The sequence below is a fragment of the Planococcus alkaliphilus genome, assembly GCF_057031095.1.
Genome location: NZ_CM168060.1, coordinates 509,535 through 526,426, shown reverse-complemented (window position 1 = coordinate 526,426; position 16,892 = coordinate 509,535). Strand labels below are relative to the sequence as shown.

The 16,892-nt window shown below is 46.4% G+C and carries 15 protein-coding genes and 1 other annotated feature; of the genes, 2 read left to right on the top strand and 13 right to left on the bottom strand.

Annotated elements, in window-relative coordinates:
* Positions 1 to 26: 26 nt before the first annotated feature.
* Both AC2EXB_RS02790 and murB read right to left on the bottom strand, forming a co-directional pair.
* Entirely contained in the window at positions 27 to 2,384 is a 2,358-nt protein-coding gene (locus AC2EXB_RS02790; protein ID WP_483603533.1) for a penicillin acylase family protein, read from the bottom strand.
* Between the two features lie 166 nt (positions 2,385 to 2,550).
* Entirely contained in the window at positions 2,551 to 3,468 is a 918-nt protein-coding gene (gene murB / locus AC2EXB_RS02785; protein ID WP_483603531.1) for a UDP-N-acetylmuramate dehydrogenase, read from the bottom strand.
* A gap of 251 nt (positions 3,469 to 3,719) precedes the next feature.
* Between murB and AC2EXB_RS02780 the strand changes: the two genes are divergently transcribed.
* Positions 3,720 to 4,241, top strand: coding sequence for a YceI family protein (locus AC2EXB_RS02780; protein ID WP_235198149.1), 522 nt, complete (start codon positions 3,720 to 3,722; stop codon positions 4,239 to 4,241).
* Positions 4,242 to 4,472: 231 nt separating this feature from the next.
* Here AC2EXB_RS02780 and AC2EXB_RS02775 read toward each other — a convergent pair whose 3' ends face one another.
* The 3 genes from AC2EXB_RS02775 to AC2EXB_RS02765 form a co-directional block, all read right to left on the bottom strand.
* Positions 4,473 to 6,020 carry an FAD-dependent oxidoreductase gene (locus AC2EXB_RS02775; RefSeq protein WP_483603529.1) on the bottom strand — a complete coding sequence of 516 codons (1,548 nt, stop codon included), beginning with the start codon at positions 6,018 to 6,020 and terminating at the stop codon, positions 4,473 to 4,475.
* Positions 6,021 to 6,135: 115 nt separating this feature from the next.
* Positions 6,136 to 6,849 carry a DsbA family oxidoreductase gene (locus tag AC2EXB_RS02770; RefSeq protein WP_483603527.1) on the bottom strand — a complete coding sequence of 238 codons (714 nt, stop codon included), beginning with the start codon at positions 6,847 to 6,849 and terminating at the stop codon, positions 6,136 to 6,138.
* A gap of 125 nt (positions 6,850 to 6,974) precedes the next feature.
* Positions 6,975 to 7,901, bottom strand: coding sequence for a manganese-dependent inorganic pyrophosphatase (locus AC2EXB_RS02765; RefSeq protein ID WP_483603525.1), 927 nt, complete (start codon positions 7,899 to 7,901; stop codon positions 6,975 to 6,977).
* A gap of 329 nt (positions 7,902 to 8,230) precedes the next feature.
* Here AC2EXB_RS02765 and AC2EXB_RS02760 point away from each other — a divergent pair, with 329 nt between their 5' ends.
* Positions 8,231 to 9,034, top strand: coding sequence for a GNAT family N-acetyltransferase (locus AC2EXB_RS02760; RefSeq protein ID WP_235198145.1), 804 nt, complete (start codon positions 8,231 to 8,233; stop codon positions 9,032 to 9,034).
* A gap of 31 nt (positions 9,035 to 9,065) precedes the next feature.
* Here the strand turns inward: AC2EXB_RS02760 and AC2EXB_RS02755 are convergent, their stop codons facing one another.
* The 8 genes from AC2EXB_RS02755 to trpD form a co-directional block, all read right to left on the bottom strand.
* Entirely contained in the window at positions 9,066 to 10,361 is a 1,296-nt protein-coding gene (locus AC2EXB_RS02755) for an arsenic transporter (protein ID WP_483603523.1), read from the bottom strand.
* A 15-nt stretch (positions 10,362 to 10,376) separates the two neighbouring features.
* Entirely contained in the window at positions 10,377 to 10,706 is a 330-nt protein-coding gene (locus AC2EXB_RS02750) for an ArsR/SmtB family transcription factor (RefSeq protein ID WP_235198144.1), read from the bottom strand.
* Positions 10,707 to 10,856: 150 nt separating this feature from the next.
* The gene (locus tag AC2EXB_RS02745; RefSeq protein WP_311195612.1) at positions 10,857 to 11,378 is read right to left on the bottom strand and encodes a type 1 glutamine amidotransferase domain-containing protein; all 522 of its coding nucleotides are present in this window, start codon (positions 11,376 to 11,378) and stop codon (positions 10,857 to 10,859) included.
* A gap of 71 nt (positions 11,379 to 11,449) precedes the next feature.
* Positions 11,450 to 12,040, bottom strand: a complete 591-nt coding sequence (locus AC2EXB_RS02740) for a DNA-3-methyladenine glycosylase (RefSeq protein ID WP_251477394.1) — start codon at positions 12,038 to 12,040, stop codon at positions 11,450 to 11,452.
* Between the two features lie 22 nt (positions 12,041 to 12,062).
* Entirely contained in the window at positions 12,063 to 12,833 is a 771-nt protein-coding gene (gene trpA / locus AC2EXB_RS02735) for a tryptophan synthase subunit alpha (RefSeq protein WP_235198142.1), read from the bottom strand.
* Complete coding sequence (trpB, locus tag AC2EXB_RS02730) at positions 12,830 to 14,626, bottom strand: tryptophan synthase subunit beta (protein ID WP_483603522.1); 1,797 nt, start codon at positions 14,624 to 14,626, stop codon at positions 12,830 to 12,832. The genes trpA and trpB overlap by 4 nt, the downstream gene beginning before the upstream one ends.
* Positions 14,623 to 15,396 (bottom strand): indole-3-glycerol phosphate synthase TrpC, encoded by a 774-nt coding sequence (gene trpC, locus AC2EXB_RS02725; protein ID WP_483603520.1) that lies wholly within the window; start codon positions 15,394 to 15,396, stop codon positions 14,623 to 14,625. The genes trpB and trpC overlap by 4 nt, the downstream gene beginning before the upstream one ends.
* A complete protein-coding gene (gene trpD / locus AC2EXB_RS02720; RefSeq protein ID WP_483603518.1) occupies positions 15,393 to 16,385 on the bottom strand; it encodes an anthranilate phosphoribosyltransferase in 993 nt (330 codons plus the stop codon). Before trpD ends, trpC begins: the two co-directional genes overlap by 4 nt.
* A gap of 62 nt (positions 16,386 to 16,447) precedes the next feature.
* Positions 16,448 to 16,680 (bottom strand) — a binding site (T-box leader).
* Between the last annotated feature and the right edge of the window lie 212 nt (positions 16,681 to 16,892).

Below are 16,892 nucleotides of genomic sequence, written 5' to 3'. Positions count from 1 at the left end.
CTCGCATCGTTTTTCTTCAGTATAGCTTAATCTGCGGTCAAAATTAACTCTGTTCCTTTTGCTTTCTCTTCGATTTCCGTTCTATGATAATCGCCTTCTGCCCAGTCATCCACTTGGTTATGGTAGAAATCCGATTTCATATGTCCGCTGAGCCCTGGCCCAACGATATGGTAGGCTCCGGTCAAATCACTCAAATCGGCAACAAAACGCCAAGAAGCTCCGTGGTTCACTTTGCCGTCTTCTCCAAACGCAGCTGCTTGAACTGTAATATTAGACCCGCCAATTGCAACTGGGTCCGGATTTAAAAATTGGGCAAATATCGGAGAAGCGCTTGCAAGCGGATGCGGGAAAGTCAATTGGTGGTAATCGCCCCATTCCCAGTCTTCAAACTTATCTCCAAATTGCTCTTCGATTTCATCAACGCTTTCTGCTAAAGCATCGGTCAGCCATTTTTCAACGCCGCCGTATTCGGACACCCAGACGCCTTCGTTCCCGGTGAATGCTTGCCTCATCATTTCATCGGTGATGTGATTTTTCCCAGCAAACATTTCATAAACATCTTCTGGAAAGGCTTCTTTTAAAATGGTATCCGGCAATTGCTTCATCCATTTGTGGAAAACAAGCGGTGCCGCTTGGTCTGCGCTATCCACTTGATCCCATGCTTCCAGCATTTCAAGAAGTGAATCGTATTCCTTCGTTTCTTTTCGGACCGCTGCAATCATGTCGTCTAAAAATTCAGCTGCGTATAAATTCTTTTGGTCCATCTGCAGCTCCATCATATCTTCCGGCGTCAAATCATCCGACGCCTCTAAGACTTCCGCAATCCGTTCATAGCGATAAGGCTGCGCCCAGAAGTCAGTAATGTGATGCGGGTAGGAATCATCTACGACTTCATTGTTGGCTGTTGCGATAAATCCGCTTTCCGGATTGACCGAAATGGGCAATTCATCAAATGGCACATAGCCATCCCAGCCGTAGTCAGCTGAATCTCCTGGAACCGGCAATTGGCCATCCCCTGTTTTTCGAAGTGGAATGCGTCCGTTCGCTTTGTATGCAATCGTCCCGTCTGTTGAAGCAAAGACGAAGTTTTGAGCCGGAGCTTGGAAATCTTCCAATGCGGTTTCGAACTCCTCCCAATTAGAAGCTTTGTTGAAACCGAGTACTGCCTGAAGTTCCAAAGTCGGCTCAAGAGCAGTCCATTGCATGGAGAACACAGCCCCCGGATCTTCTTCTTTATAAAGAATAGGCGAGATAATCGGTCCATGGCGCGTCACTTTTACTTCGAACGCTTCATCTTCTCCGTCTTTCACGCTGATCGTTTCGTCTCGCACTTCCGCTTGTTCCCATTCTCCTTCATAAAGAAATTGCGTCGAGTCTTCCGGATTTGGGGTTTCAATGTAAAGGTCTTGCACATCCGGCCCAACATTTGTCACACCCCAGGCGATTTCTTCATTATGCCCGAGAATAATTCCAGGAATCCCGGCAAAGATCACTCCGCTGACATTTTGCTCCGGTGATTGAAGATGCATTTGATACCAAATGGACGGCGTACTCAATCCAAGATGCGGGTCGTCAGCGAGCAACGGCAACCCACTTTCAGTTTTGTCTCCCGATACCACCCAGTTGTTGCTGCCATTGAATTCAGGCGGAATGACCGATGCATCGAATTCTCCTGCCACTTTAACCGGCTGTTCTTTATTCGCTTCAAGAATTGAAGGTGCATTGTCCGGATAAGTAATGAACAATTCTTTCGCTTTGTCTTCTGAAAATTCATTTAGCGCCCAGTGGCGAACCGCAAGCGTATTCCAGTGCCCGCCTAAGTCATAGGCCATATACTTCCCAATTGTCAGAGAATCAAGCGGCGTCCATTCTTCCGGTTCATAGCCAAGCAAAGCGAACTCATAGCTCAATGTGCCTTCCGCTTTCGCTTCTTCCATATATGCATTGACGCCTTCTGCGAACCATTCCAAAACTTGTTTCGCTTCGTCGCCGTAGCCGTCCCATGATTTTTCAGCGGCATTTCTCAAACTGAACGTCCGGAAACGTTTATCTGTATCAACCGCAGCTGCCCCTACCACTTCCGCTAAGCGTCCGCTTGCTTGCCGGCGCGACAAATCCATTTGGAACATACGGTCCTGTGCTTGGACATACCCTTGCGCCCGGTATAAATCCGCGTCCGTTTCCGCTTCAATATGCGGGACGCCAATTTCGTCTCGGATAACTGTCACGTCTTCGTCCAATATCTTCACAGCCATCTTTCCTTCAACTACCGCTTCCGATTTCCCTATGTAAACGTTTACAAAAATCAACGCTGCAACGATGATCAAAGCGAGTACACCGACTGTCCCCAACACCCACTTTAGCCATCTTCTCTTTTTCCCCATGTGACTTCCCCCTTTTCTGTACCTTTGTCTATTCGACAGCCGAAATGAAAATCCTTTAATAAACTGACGGCGAGTGAAAAATTTCCAAATAGAAAAGGAGTCGACCCAAAATCAATTTAGGGTCAACTCCTTTTTAACGCAAAAGCAGACTAGCACTTTCTACGCGTTAGGCCATATCTTCACCAACAATTTTCACTTCCAACTCCAGGTCGATTCCGAATTTTTCACGGACAGCTGACTTGACCATCTCAATCGTCTTGATGTAATCATTGGCCGTTGCATTGTTTTTATTGACGATAAATCCGGCATGCTTAGTTGAAACTTCCGCTCCACCGAATCCTTTGCCCTGCAAACCGCTTTCTTGTATCAGTTTCCCGGCAAAGTTTCCAGGCGGCCGTTTGAAAACACTGCCTGCTGATGGGAATTCCAAAGGCTGCTTTGTTTCACGCTGCATCGTCAAATCACTCATTTTCGCATCAATGATAAGCTGATTGCCGAATTCCAAGTCAAACTCTGCCGACAAGACATAATAACCTTTTTTCGTAATGATGCTCTTGCGATAGCCAAGTTCCAAGTCTTCTTTCGATAACTCGAGCTTGTCGCCTTCTTTAGTCAATACGATCGCTTTGCGAATCACGTCTTTGATCTCTCCACCGTAAGCTCCCGCATTCATCGCCATAGCACCGCCGATGGAACCCGGAATGCCGCATGCAAATTCCAAGCCGGTCAATCGGTTGGAAGCTGCCGCTTTCGAGACTTCTTTAATATTCGCGCCACCTTGTGCGTAAACCGTGGTCCCTTCGATGCGGATCGTGTGCAAACTCTTCAAGTTCAAGACAATGCCTCGTACGCCGCCATCGCGGACCACCATATTCGATCCGTTGCCGAGCAGCAATAAAGGAATATTATTTTCATATGCATATTTCACGGTATAAGCCGTTTCATCTTCAGTCGTTGGTGCTACAAAAATATCAGCTGGCCCACCCATTCTTGTTAAGGTATGCAGGTGTAGCGGTTCGTCCATTTTCACGTGATCATCTGCCAAAAAACGGCGCAGATCCTTCAACCATGTTTCTTTCGTCATTCCACGCAAATCCCTTCTAAACTTTAACTTCTATAAGTATCCGATTTTATTGGGAATTTGACAAGCGAAACCCTGATGATAAGGTCTAAAGTACGATAAATAAAAAAAGTACTGATAATTCGAAAGAAAAAGTCATTCCTACGAAGAAAATATCTCGAATTCGAGAATAATAATTTAAAAACAATTGACACCGAGATAATAGTTGGATATAGTTACACATAGTTATTACATTCTTAGGAGGAATACTCACAATGAAAAAATGGACAATCGACCCAGCACACTCAGAAATCGGCTTTTCTGTAAAACACATGATGATCTCTAAAGTAAAAGGTTCGTTCGAATCTTTCGAAGCAGTAGTAGAAGCGAATGAAGAAGATTTGAACGGTGCCTTGATCGATTTCAAAATCAATGTAGCAAGCATTAACACAAATAACGAAGATCGCGATAACCACTTGCGTTCAGCTGATTTCTTCGATGCAGAAACCTACCCTGAAATCAAATTCAATGCAAACGACATCACTAAAAAAGGCACTGAATATGAATTGACAGGCGACCTTACCATTAAAGGCGTAACCCGCCCTGTAACTTTCGAAGTGGAATACGGCGGAAAAGGCACGAACCCTTGGGGCCAAGAAGTTGTAGCTTTCAGCGCTGAAGGCAAAGTAAACCGCAGAGATTTCGGCCTTACTTGGAACCAGGCACTTGAAACAGGCGGCGTATTGGTCGGCGAAGATATCAAGATTTCATTGGAACTCGAAGCGAACCCAGCGTAACCAGAAAAGCGGAAACAGCCGTTCAGGTTCGAAAGGCATAAGACGAATTGGCGAAGCGGCGGTTTCCAGCCGCACAGCCAAGTTGGCTTATGTTCCGAGAACCTGGCTGTTGGAGTCTGGACAATGAAAAGCGGAAACAGCCGTTCAGGTTCGACAAGCGTCGGGCGCTGAAGACTAGCCAATAAGAAAAGCGCAGACACCCAGATAATTCTGGAGCGTCTGCGCTTTTTTCTAATCTCCGAGTTTTTTCAGCGGTTTAACTGCCGGCCCTTCAAGAACCTCCCCTGTATACGAGAAGCGCGAACCATGGCACGGGCAATCCCACGAACGTTCGGCATCATTCCAGCCGACTTCACAGCCCATATGGGTACAAGTGGTATTGACTAAATGCACTTGCCCGTATTGGTCGCGGTAGCCGCCTGCTTTCTTGTTGCCGACTTTCACCAAACCGCCTTCATCGTTCTGCAAGTTCTCAACCGTTTTAGACGGCATCTTCAACTTGCCTTTCACCAATTCTTTTGCAACGGATGCATTGTCTTTAATAAAGCTTGCAGCATCCACCGCTTTCATCTTCGTGCGCGTCGGATTAAACAGTGCTGCATAAGGATTTTCTTTCCCTAAAACTTGGTCTGTCAGCATGACACCAGCAATGGCGCCGTTTGACATCCCCCATTTATGGAATCCGGTCGCTACCAGGATATTGTCATACCCAGCCGTAATCGTACCGATATATGGAATTTTGTCTAAGGTTGTTACATCCTGGGCCGACCAGCGATACGGAATTTCCTTGATGCCAAAATGCTCTTCGCCGAATTTCTCCAAGTTTTCGTAATGCTTCATTGTCGGCGGTTTGCTCTTGCCAGTGGCATGTCCATCTCCACCGATCAACAGCAATTTCTCGCCATTTTCGTCCGTGGCATATCGCAGCGAACGCGACGGCATATCGCAGCTCACATACATATCCTTCGGCACGTCCCCATTGATTTTTGCTGCTACTACATAAGAGCGGTTGATGGAGAGGCGTGAGAAATACATGCCGTCAAAGTCATTGAACGGATAATGGGTGGCTACGATGACTTTGTTGCAGGACAAGTGGGACATATTCTCCGTTTGGATGACAGGATCGTTTTTGCTCAGTATTTTCACAGCCCGCGTCTGCTCGTAAATCGTACCGCCGAGGCGCTCGATTTCACTGACCAGCTTCGCCAGGAATTTTACTGGGTGGAACTGCGCTTGATTGCGCATGACAACCGCTTCTTTAACCTCAAACGGCAGCTCCACTTCGTCTTTTGCCAAGCCTCCGTCAATTCCGAGCTGCTGGTAGGCTTCCGCCTCTTTTTCAACCAGCTTTGCGCCAATTGCGGTATTGGCATAGACAAAAGCGTTCTGATGAGAAAAGTCGCAATCGATGTCCAAGTCTGCGGCCGTTTTTTCGATAAAGTCCAAGCCATCCATATTCGCCTGATAATATAGTTTTGCTTGTTCTTCTCCGATAAGCTTGATTAATGGAAAATAAAACAATCCATGCTGCGCCGTGATTTTGGCAGTCGTATAGCCTGTTACCCCATCAATTAATTTCCCGGCATCAATTAAAGTCACTTTTTTCCCTGCTTTCGCCAATAAATAGGCGCTGATGATTCCTACAATTCCTCCGCCAACGACGCCGATATCTGTGGATTCATTTGCTTGAAGCGCAGGAAAACTAGGAACATCTTTGTACTGTCTCCAATATGATTTTGGCATTTCTGGAACGCGGCTTTGCTTATCTTCTTGTGTCATGCCCATCCTCCTATAACCGTAATTTTGCTTACTAGTTGTCTACCCCCTACCTCACGATCTTAATCAGCACAAAAAAAACCCGGAAGCATTATTCGCTTCCGGGTTCACCAACCACTTAGTCATTCATTTCACAAGAATCACCAGTGCAATAGCTTGTTTTGCTTTTGCCCATCGGTTTTAATGCCGGGCGTACGCCTTCTTCATCCGCAATTTGGCGGATAGAATCCACAAATGCTTCTAGCGGCTGAGCGCCTGAAATGGCATATTTGCGGTTAATTACAAAGAACGGCACCCCTTGGACACCAATTTGGCTGGCTTCCATAATATCGGCTTCCACTTCCTGAAGAAAGCGATCAGATGCAAGGACGGCCTTCGCTTCTGTCCGATCTAAGCCGACCTCTTCTATAATAGTTAGCAAAACTTCATAGTTGCTGATATTTTTGGCTTCGATGAAATAATGATGCAGCAAGCTTTCAGTGAGCTCAGGAGCTTTTCCTTTCGCTTCTGCCCATTTTACCAGCCGGTGGGCTGCCATTGTATTGGCTTCGACCATTTGATCGAAATTATATTCAAGACCTACAGCACGCGCATGCTGCGCTACGCCTTTCGTCATTTCCTTCGCTTGCTCTACTGTCTGCCCCATCTTTTTCGCCAGCGATTCATAAGTGGAAATAGTAGAATCAACAGGTGTATCGGGGTTTAACTGATATGCTTTAAATGAAATTTCAGCTTGCGGCTCAAATCCCGTTTGTTTCAATGCTTTCTCGAGTGTTCGTTTGCCTATGTAGCAAAATGGGCACACGTAATCTGACCATATTTCGATTTTCATTATATCCACCTCTTTAAATAACTATAACAACGAAAAACAAGACCCTCAATTTTTTTGCCTATGGCCACCCGAAAAGCGACGGCACCCGCTTAGCCCCCAATAAAAAAACTGACCCCGTAAAGGGATCAGCTTAATGCTTCTGTAATGACCGGAACGATCTGTTTTTTACGGGAAACGACACCTGGCAGCAGTACACGGTTGTCGACCACGCTTGATTTAAATGCCCCTTCAATGATTCCCGCTTTTTTGCCAAGAACGATGGCTACCGAATCATTGTTTAAAATATCTGTTACGACGAATGTAAACAGGTCCAACTCTTTTTTCGCTATGACCTGCTCCATCAATACTTCCAATTCCGCTTGGCGGCTGATGACTTCATTCACATCAATGGCATTGACTTGCGCCACTTCAAAACGGTGATCGCCCGCTTCAAATTCTTTCGAATCCAAAGACATCAAATCTTCCAAGGTTTTATTGCTCAGATCCGCTCCTGCTTTTAACATCGCTAAGCCGTACTCTGCAGCATCGACGCCGGCAATTTCAGCCAGTTCTTTTGCAGCGGCTACGTCTTGAGGCGTGCAAGTCGGTGATTTGAATAAAAGAGAATCCGAAATAATCGCGGACAACATAAGCCCTGCAATATCCGCCGGAACTTCAACGCCGTTTTCCTTGAACAATTTCAAGAGAATCGTCGCTGTGCATCCGACTGGTTCAGCGCGGAAGTAAAGTGGATCCACCGTTTCAAAATTCGCAATCCGGTGATGGTCGATCACTTCAATAATCTGTACTTCTCCGATATCTTCAGCGCTCTGTTGGCGCTCGTTATGGTCTACGAGTATGACTTGCGACACTTCTTCTGAAACACGTTTTACAAGACGCGGTTCAGTTGCCGAGAATTTCTCTAATGCAAATAAGGTTTCGTTGTTCAGATCGCCTAAGCGAATCGGTTCAGCGTTCATACCGATTTGTTTTTTTAAGTATGCATATGAAATAGCCGAACAAATAGAATCCGTATCTGGATTTTGATGGCCTAATACAAAAACGTTTGACATGATTTTGCCCCCTGATCAATGTTAGTTTCCGTGCTTATTTTACCACATTTAGAAGTCGAGCCAAAACACAATAAATAATCGATATTTTTCTGTATATTTCCTATTGGAAATATCAACGAATTTTTTAAAAAAGGAATAAAAATTTCTAAATTGTCTAATTAGTTAATCTAATTAGACTATTTTATTCCTACTATTATCCAATTTCTTACCTTTTTATAGGTATTTTAAAATTCATTTCATAAAATTTAAAAAATTATATACATTCCAATAGGACAAATGGTATAATTCTCATAACTTATAGCAATAAAAATAGAAAGGGGAAATTTTTTGTGACTATATTACTGGAAAAAAAATACATTCCTTTATCGGACTATTTTTCATCTGCTTCTAATCCCGTGATCACGTTGACGTTTACAGAAATCGAACAAATTATGGGGCAGCAATTGCCCAATGCCGCCTATCTGAATAAAAGCTGGTGGAAGAAGACAAAACCGCCTGCCAAGCATTTTCATGCCTGGATGGATGCCGGCTATTACGTCAGCCAAGTGGAGACCAACCGCTTTGTCCGATTTGAAAAAATCGACTCATCAGGAGACCGCCATTCAAAACACCATAACAGAAACGAAGACATCCTCTTGATCCGCTCTGCCGGCCATGGGGACGCCCGCTCTCTTATCACCTTGCAGAAAATTGTAGAAGCGGAATCTGAATATATGCTTTATGGGAAAGATGAGCGCCATCAGTCTACTCAAAGTGTCCGCAAACAAATTATCGACTGGAAGCAGCAGGGCCATTCCACCATCCTGATTGCAATCCTTAACGGCGAACCTGTCGGCTATTTGATGATTATGGGCAATGAAGCAAAACGCGCAGCCCACCGTGCATCTCTTGAATTAGGCATTCAAAAACACGCACATAAAAAAGGAATTGCCACTTCCCTGCTCGAGAAAGCCGAAGAATGGGCAGCAACAAAAGGGGTGACGCGCCTCGAGACCACCGTCGTCGAACGGAATACTCCCGGCCGCAAACTTTACGATAAAGCCGGCTATGTAAAAGAAGGCACGCGCAAAAATTCATTGATTATTAACGATCAAGCTTTGAACGAAGTGTATTTAGCTAAATTCCTAGATTAAAAGAGGCTCGCATCCGCGAGCCTCTTTCTATTTAATGCAATATTGTCAGCCAGAGATACAGGCCGGTCAAGGTGATGAGTAAAGTCGGAAGCGTCAAGATGATTCCAATTTTGAAATAATAGCCCCAACTGATTTCCACGCCTTTCACTTTAAGGACATGAAGCCATAGGAGTGTGGCGAGAGAGCCGATCGGCGTGATTTTAGGCCCGAGATCCGAACCGATGACATTCGCATAAATCAACGCTTCCCTTACTGCCCCCGTCGTGTTCGTTTCAGAAATCGCCAATGCATCGATCATGACGGTTGGCATATTGTTCATGACAGATGAAAGAAGTGCTGCGATAAAGCCCATGCCAATCGTCGCTGCATACAGACCGTGCCCCGCTGTCCATTCAATCACTGTCGCCAGTACCGACGTAAGTCCCGCATTCCGCAAACCGTAGACCACTACATACATTCCCACAGAGAAAAAGACAATCGCCCATGGTGCACCTTTTAATACCGCTTTTGTATGTACGGCTTCACTTCTTCGTGCAATCGCCAAGAAAATAACAGCGACGGCGCCAGCTATAAGCGATACGGGAATTTCAAGCGGCCCGCTGATGAAATAGCCGACAAGCAAGATAGCCAAAACCACCCAAGCGAGACGGAACATTTTCAAATCTTTTATTGCCGAAGCGGGTGTTTTCAATGCGCTGGCATCGAATTCCTTCGGAATGGATTTCCGGAAGTAAAGATATAGCACAAGCATACTCGCACCAATGCTAAAGAAGTTCGGGACGACCATTCGAATGGCGTATTCCGTAAAACTGATGCCGAAAAAGTCGGCAGAGACGATATTGACCAAGTTGCTGACGACAAACGGCAGCGATGCCGTATCGGCAATGAAGCCTGAAGCCATGATGAACGGCAGGATCATTGCGTCTTTGAATTTCAATGCCCGGACCATCGCAAGGACAATCGGCGTGATGATCAGCGCAGCCCCGTCATTCGCAAATAACGCCGAAACCACAGCTCCAAGAATAATGACGAGGAAAAACATGCGCAATCCGCTTCCTTTTGCGAATCTGGCTGTATGCAATGCTGCCCATTCAAAGAAGCCAACCTCGTCCAAAATCAAGGAAATGATAATAAGCGCAACGAATGTCAAAGTGGCATTCCAGACGATGCCGGTTACGTCCCAGACATCGCCTAGGTCAACCACTCCTACAAGCAAAGCTACTGCAGCACCGGCCATCGCAGACCAGCCAATTGATAAATTCCGCGGCTGGGCAATAACAAAAAACAAGGTAATGATAAAAATAATTACAGCTAACCAAACATCCACGTTCTTTACAACTCCCTACTCACAAACAACTTTTTTTCCTTCAGCTTTTAACGTTTCAATCGTCCGCTCCGGTTCAGGAAGCAAACTTAATAGATGAATCAAGATCGGATACTGGGCATGCCGGATATTCAACGACCAAATTGTCCAGCGCCCCCGCTTTTCTTCCAGCACCAACTCTGCTTGCTTTAACTTTTTCATGTGTTGGCTAATTGCAGGCTGCGTCATCTTCATCAGTTCTGTAAATTCACAAATGCATAATGAATCCTTCATCAAATACTTCAAGATCCGCATCCGGTTGCTGTCTCCGATTGCCTTCAAATAAGATTCCATTTGAAAATAATCCAATTCCCTTCACCTTCTTCGCTATAATCCATTTATTATATAAGTGTTTGCTTATTAATACAATAGGCACTTGAGAGAGCTACAATTAGAAATAACGCATTTTTTACATAGAAAAGCCCCATCAGCAAATGCTGACAGGGCCTTTTATACATTTTATGCTAATTTCTCAAGCAAACGAAGCGATTCCCGGTTAAATGCAGGGATATCGTCCGGTTGACGGCTAGTCACTAATTGGTCTTGGCAAACAGCCACTTCTTCGTCTACGAATTTTGCTCCTGCATATTCCATATCCACTTGGATGGATTTATAGCCTGTTGCTTTACGCCCTTCAAGCGCTTTAGCCGTAATCAATAACTGCGGGCCATGGCAAATGGCGAAAACCGGTTTCTTGGCATCCATGAACGCTTTCGTGAATGCGACGAAACGGTCATCTGCACGCAATTGGTCCGGCGAAAATCCGCCTGGCAAGAATAACGCATCGTAGTCTTCAGGATTTACATCATCAATCCCTTTGTCGATTGTGACGACGGCTTCGCCTTGCTTGCCTGTCACTTCTTTGCCCGCCTCCTCTTCAATCGTAAAGACCTCATGGCCTGCATCATTGAATGCTTTTTGCGGATCGGTATATTCCACATCTTCGAACATATCTGTAATTAAAGTTGCAATTTTAGCCACTATCTTCCACTCCTTCTGTTTTAAGTGTTCTCCCTTATTATTCCACGTAAGATCCACTTTAAACACGGAGTTTAACGAAATTTTGAAACAAACGGATTATCCTGCTCATAGAACCGGTAAGGATAATCGACCGCTTCAAGTGAATTTCCGATGCCGACACGCGGCCCCGCTGCTATAGCATGGACGGGATCGCCTTCCGCAATATACAAAGGGCGCTCCGTAAAATGATGTCCATAGTAATCCATGGTAATGCCCATCGCTTTTGTCAATTTCCCGGGACCGCTTGTCCATTGCTTTATCGGGAGATGCCGCCCTCTGAGTTCCGCCATCAAGTCGATGCCTTCAACCGGCTCGACCGCCCGTATTAAAATCGCCCTTGGTGTATCAACCGGACCGCTGACGACATTGATGAGCGTATGGGTGTGCATCTGGTACGTGTAAACAAGTCCTGCTTTCCCGAACATCACTTCGGTCCGTTTTGTCCGGCGGTTGCCAAAACTATGGGCCGCCCGGTCTTCCGCTCCCATATAAGCCTCGGTTTCAACAATTCTTCCGGCTACAATGCCTTCTGGCAGTTCATGGACAAGAATCTGTCCAAGCAAGCTGCGCGATAATTCAAGAGTCGGCGCTTCATAAAAGTCCGCTGTTAAAGGTGTAAACATCCATGCATCCCTCCTATTCGCATTATACCGAATGAGGGGCTGTTACTGCTTGGATAAGGGGTTCAATTTCTTCGATCGTTTGATTGTAGAAAGCTTCGACGATCGCACTCCCCACAATAAATCCGTCCACGTCTTCCCGCAGCATATCGACGTGCTGGACTTTCGAGATTCCGAAACCGGCATAAACCGGCACCGGGCTCTTCTCACGCACTTTCCTTGTAAATGCCCGGACATCTTCTGAAATCTGATCGCGCGCTCCAGTGATTCCCGTTACAGTAACTGCATAAACAAATCCTTCCGCCTCTTGAAGAATGGCTTCCAAGCGCTTATCTGTAGTGGTCAAGGTCACTAATTGAATCAACGCCACATCTTCTTTCTTTAAGAAAGTATGAGCTAATTGGCGATGCTCATAAGGTAAATCCGGAATAATGACCCCCGAGACCCGTGCTTTCTTGCATTCTTTCGCAAAACGCTCCACGCCGAAACTGATAACAGGATTTAAATAGGTCATGATGAGCAACGGCACTTCCACTTCAAATGTCCAACTCGCCATTTCTTTCAGCACTTTATCTAAGGTGACTCCTGCTTTTAACGCACGGTTGCCGGCTGCTTCGATCGTCGGCCCATCGGCCACTGGATCTGAAAACGGAATCCCGATTTCAATCGCAGTCACCCCCGCTTTCTGCAGATAAAGGACTTGTTCGCTAAGCTTTTCCAAGCCGCCGTCTCCAGCCATAATGTACGCAACGAATGCTTTGGCATCTTGCTCTTTCAATAATTTCAATCGATTCATGCCAAGCCCTCCAGTCTTTCTGCATACGTGGCCATATCTTTATCGCCGCGGCCAGATACACAAATGACCAAAATCTCATCTTCGCTCATCGTTTTAGCTGTTTTTTCAGCCTGCGCGATAGCATGGGCAGATTCAAGCGCCGGGATGATGCCTTCGAGACGCGAAAAAGAAACAACGGCTTCAAGCGCTTCTTTATCGGTAATCGATTCGTATTCCACTCGTCCAATATCCGCTAAATAAGCATGTTCCGGACCGATGCCCGGATAGTCCAGCCCAGCTGAAATCGAATGGGCTTCCAGCACCTGTCCTGAATCGGTCTGCAGCAATTTCATAAAGGCGCCGTGCAAGACTCCTTCGGTCCCTTTCGTCATCGTAGCCGCATGCTTTTCCGTATCGAGTCCTTCGCCGGATGCTTCTACGCCGATCAAGCGAACGGATTCATCTTTCAAAAATGGATAGAACATGCCGATCGCATTGCTTCCTCCACCTACACAAGCAAGGATCGTATCCGGTAGCCTGCCTTCGTGTTGGACGATTTGACGCTTCGTCTCTTCTCCGATCACGCTTTGGAAATCGCGCACCATCGTCGGGAACGGATGCGGTCCGAGAGCCGAACCGATTAAATAATGCGTATCTTCGACATTCGTGACCCAATAGCGAAGCGCTTCGTTGACGGCATCTTTTAAGGTCGAGCTGCCTTTTGTAACGCTTTCCACTTTCGCTCCCAATAGCTTCATCCGGAAAACATTCAGCTGCTGGCGTTTAATGTCTTCTTCCCCCATGAAAATGACGCATTCCAAGTCGAACAACGCACAGATGGTTGCAGTAGCTACGCCATGCTGACCAGCACCTGTCTCAGCTACGATTTTCCGTTTTCCCATCCGCATGGCAAGCAGCGCCTGCCCGATTGCATTATTAATCTTATGGGCACCTGTATGGTTTAAATCTTCCCGTTTCAAATACACTTTCGGTCCGCCCCAAGCATCTGTTAAGCGCTTTGCAAATGTTAAAGGCTGCTCACGGCCGACATACTCACTTAAATAATGATGATACTCTTGTTTAAAAGCGGGATCATCTTTCGCTTCCATATAAGCATCTTCTAATTCTTTTACCGCTTTCATCAAAGTCTCCGGAACGAATTGCCCGCCGTATTTCCCAAAGAATCCGGTTTTCTCTACTGTCTGCTGCATCGAATCACCCTTTGCTTGTCGAATAAATTCTTGGATTTTCACTTCGTCTTTTCTTCCATCCGTTTCTACACCGCTCGATACATCAACCATATAAGGCTCCGTTTGAATCACCGCCGCCTTTACGTTTTCCGTATTCAAACCGCCTGCCAAAATTAGCCGGGACGCCTCAATTTCAGAACTTTCGAGCAAAGACCAATCAAAAACATGCCCGCTGCCTCCCCGGTATTCCGTTCCGGGTGCATCTACCAATACAAAATCCGCTTCAGAACGCTCAAGCCGCTGGATGTCTTCTTTCTGCCGAATGGAAAATGCCTGGATGACCGGCACTTTGATCGCCCGCACCAACTCATCCGGTTCATCGCCATGAAGCTGCACCATTGTCAGCGGAACCTTTTCCACCGTTTCTTCAATCTCTTCTAAAGACGCATTGACAAAGACGCCGATTTTCTCTGTGCTCACTGGCACAAGCTTCGCTAATTCCGAAGCCCGTTCGATTGATACACGCCTTTTGCTCGGCGCAAAAACAAACCCGATTGCATCGGCTTCTCTTGCCGCTTCGACGTGCTGTTCTTCCATGAGCCCGCAAATTTTCACTTTCGTCATTTGATCGCCTCCTCTGCCGTGGCTTCTTCGATCCATTGCCCTGGATCCTCTGCTCTCATCAGCGTCTCCCCAACCAAAATTCCGGAAGCGCCGCAGCCATAGACAAATGCCGCGTCTTCTTTTGTCCGGAGGCCGCTTTCGCTTATTAATACGCGATCGCCCCCAAAAGGAAATTTCGCTGCCAATTGAGCCGTACGGTCAAGCAATACATCAAATGTTTTCAAGTCTCGGTTATTGACGCCAATCAATTGGGCTTCAATAGCCAAAGCTCTCATCAATTCTTCTTCGTCATGGACTTCGACTAAAACTTCGAGCTCAAGAGAAACGGCATAGCGGTATAATCGCCGCAATTCCTGATCTTCCAAAGCCGCCACAATCAATAGAATAATCGTCGCCCCAGCTTGTTTGGCCCGGTCGATTTGAATTTCACTGATCATGAAATCTTTGCATAAGACCGGAATTGAAACAGCCTGAGCCACTTTCTGTAAATCCAGGATTGAGCCTTTAAAATAACTTTCATCCGTCAAGACCGAAATTGCCGCAGCCCCTGCTTGTTCATATTTCTCAGCTTGAGCAACGATGTCCACATCCATCTGGATAGCCCCTTTTGAAGGGGAAGCCCGTTTTATTTCCGCAATGACCCCCTTCTTTTCCTTAAGTTGGTCTATCAGCTTTGATTTCCCGGGAAATAATAGTGACGTTTGTCCCTCTTGCTTGTAAGCCTGTATTTCCTGCCGTTTAGTTGCGATGATTTTGTCGAGAATATTCACACCAACACCCCCACAGCTAGACGGTGAAGTTCAAATACCCGCGCCGTTTCCCCGTCAACAAGAGACTTTCGTGCCTGATGCACGCCTTCTGATAAGGTTTGTGCACGTCCGCTAATATAAAGTACCACTCCTGCATTTAAAGCCACCGTATCTAAATACGGGCCTTCTTTCCCCTCCAAAACCGACATGAAGATTTCAGCATTCCGCTTCGGATCGCCTCCGCGTATGGCACTGATCGGCACTGACTCCAAACCGACATCATTTGGATGAATAGACATTTTCCGCATCCCTTCTTCATCAAATACAATCAATTCGTTTATTCCGGCTAATGATAGTTCATCCAATCCGCCTGCTCCGTGAATAATGGCGCCGCGCTTTCTGCCAAGCCGCATTAAGGCTTCCGCCATCGGCTCCATCATGTCCCGCCGGTAAACGCCGGTCATCTGCACCGTGATTGGCAACGGATTCGCCAGCGGCCCAACCAAATTGAAGATCGTCGGAGTCTCAATCGATTTTCTGACAGCACGCAAATTGCCAAGTGCCGGATGGATCGCAGGCGCGAACAAAAAGGCAATTCCTGTTTGATCCAGCATTTGCGGAATCGAAGCTACATCCACTCCAGTGGAAATGCCGAGTTCTTCCAACACATCCGAACTGCCCGTTTTGCTCGATACGCTCCGGTTGCCGTGCTTTGCAACTGTCATGCCGCAGCTTGCCAAGACAAATGCGGTCAATGTGCTGATATTAAAGCTATAAGAGCGGTCGCCGCCCGTGCCGCACACATCAACCAATTCCCCTTGAACGTCCGGCAAAGCCACCGCTTTTTTACGCATGGCTTTTACCATTCCAACCAATTCGTCTGCTGTTTCGCCTTTTTCGTGGAGGCCGATCAAAAACTTTCTCACCTCAAGTTCCGGAATATCTCCGTTCAATAAATCCAATGATTTTTCGTACATGCTCTGCTCTGATAAATTCTCTGCTCTTCTCATGCTATCTCTCCTCAGCTCGTATTTTAAATGCAAAAATCCCCGCAACCGGATTCTATTCCGGTTGCGGGGACGGGGGTTAACCGCGGTACCACCACGCATTAATGCAAATTTGCACTCACTTAAAACAGGCTCTTACGCCTTTCCCTTTAACGCAGGGCCTACGTCTCCCTTACTCGCTTCCGCTTTCAGGCCAGCTCTCCTAAGTCCATTCGCGCAAGTCACCTAATCAGCTTCCACCAGCCGCTGACTCTCTACATAGATGTTCTCGCCTACTCGTCTCAATCCTCGATTTAAACACTCTTCTGTTCTTAACTCTTCTAAGCTCTGCTCTCAAATAGACTTGCCGCTCGTCCAACAAGTTGTCACTCATATTAAATTCTTTTGTTTATTCTGTCAAGCATGAAATGCTGAAACGGCCGTTTAGATTCGAAAGGCATAAGACGGACTGCCGAAGCGGCGCTTTTTGCCGTACAGGCTGGACGGCTTATGTCCCGAGAATCTGGCCGT

What these genes read in the sequence shown, in the direction of transcription:
- AC2EXB_RS02790 (WP_483603533.1), bottom strand. Translation starts at nt 2,384, where the DNA reads ATGGGGAAAAAGAGAAGATGGCTAAAGTGGGTGTTGGGGACAGTCGGT.
- murB (WP_483603531.1), bottom strand. Translation starts at nt 3,468, where the DNA reads ATGACGAAAGAAACATGGTTGAAGGATCTGCGCCGTTTTTTGGCAGAT.
- AC2EXB_RS02780 (WP_235198149.1), top strand. Translation starts at nt 3,720, where the DNA reads ATGAAAAAATGGACAATCGACCCAGCACACTCAGAAATCGGCTTTTCT.
- AC2EXB_RS02775 (WP_483603529.1), bottom strand. Translation starts at nt 6,020, where the DNA reads ATGACACAAGAAGATAAGCAAAGCCGCGTTCCAGAAATGCCAAAATCA.
- AC2EXB_RS02770 (WP_483603527.1), bottom strand. Translation starts at nt 6,849, where the DNA reads ATGAAAATCGAAATATGGTCAGATTACGTGTGCCCATTTTGCTACATA.
- AC2EXB_RS02765 (WP_483603525.1), bottom strand. Translation starts at nt 7,901, where the DNA reads ATGTCAAACGTTTTTGTATTAGGCCATCAAAATCCAGATACGGATTCT.
- AC2EXB_RS02740 (WP_251477394.1), bottom strand. Translation starts at nt 12,040, where the DNA reads ATGTTTACACCTTTAACAGCGGACTTTTATGAAGCGCCGACTCTTGAA.
- trpA (WP_235198142.1), bottom strand. Translation starts at nt 12,833, where the DNA reads ATGAATCGATTGAAATTATTGAAAGAGCAAGATGCCAAAGCATTCGTT.
- trpB (WP_483603522.1), bottom strand. Translation starts at nt 14,626, where the DNA reads ATGACGAAAGTGAAAATTTGCGGGCTCATGGAAGAACAGCACGTCGAA.
- trpD (WP_483603518.1), bottom strand. Translation starts at nt 16,385, where the DNA reads ATGAGAAGAGCAGAGAATTTATCAGAGCAGAGCATGTACGAAAAATCA.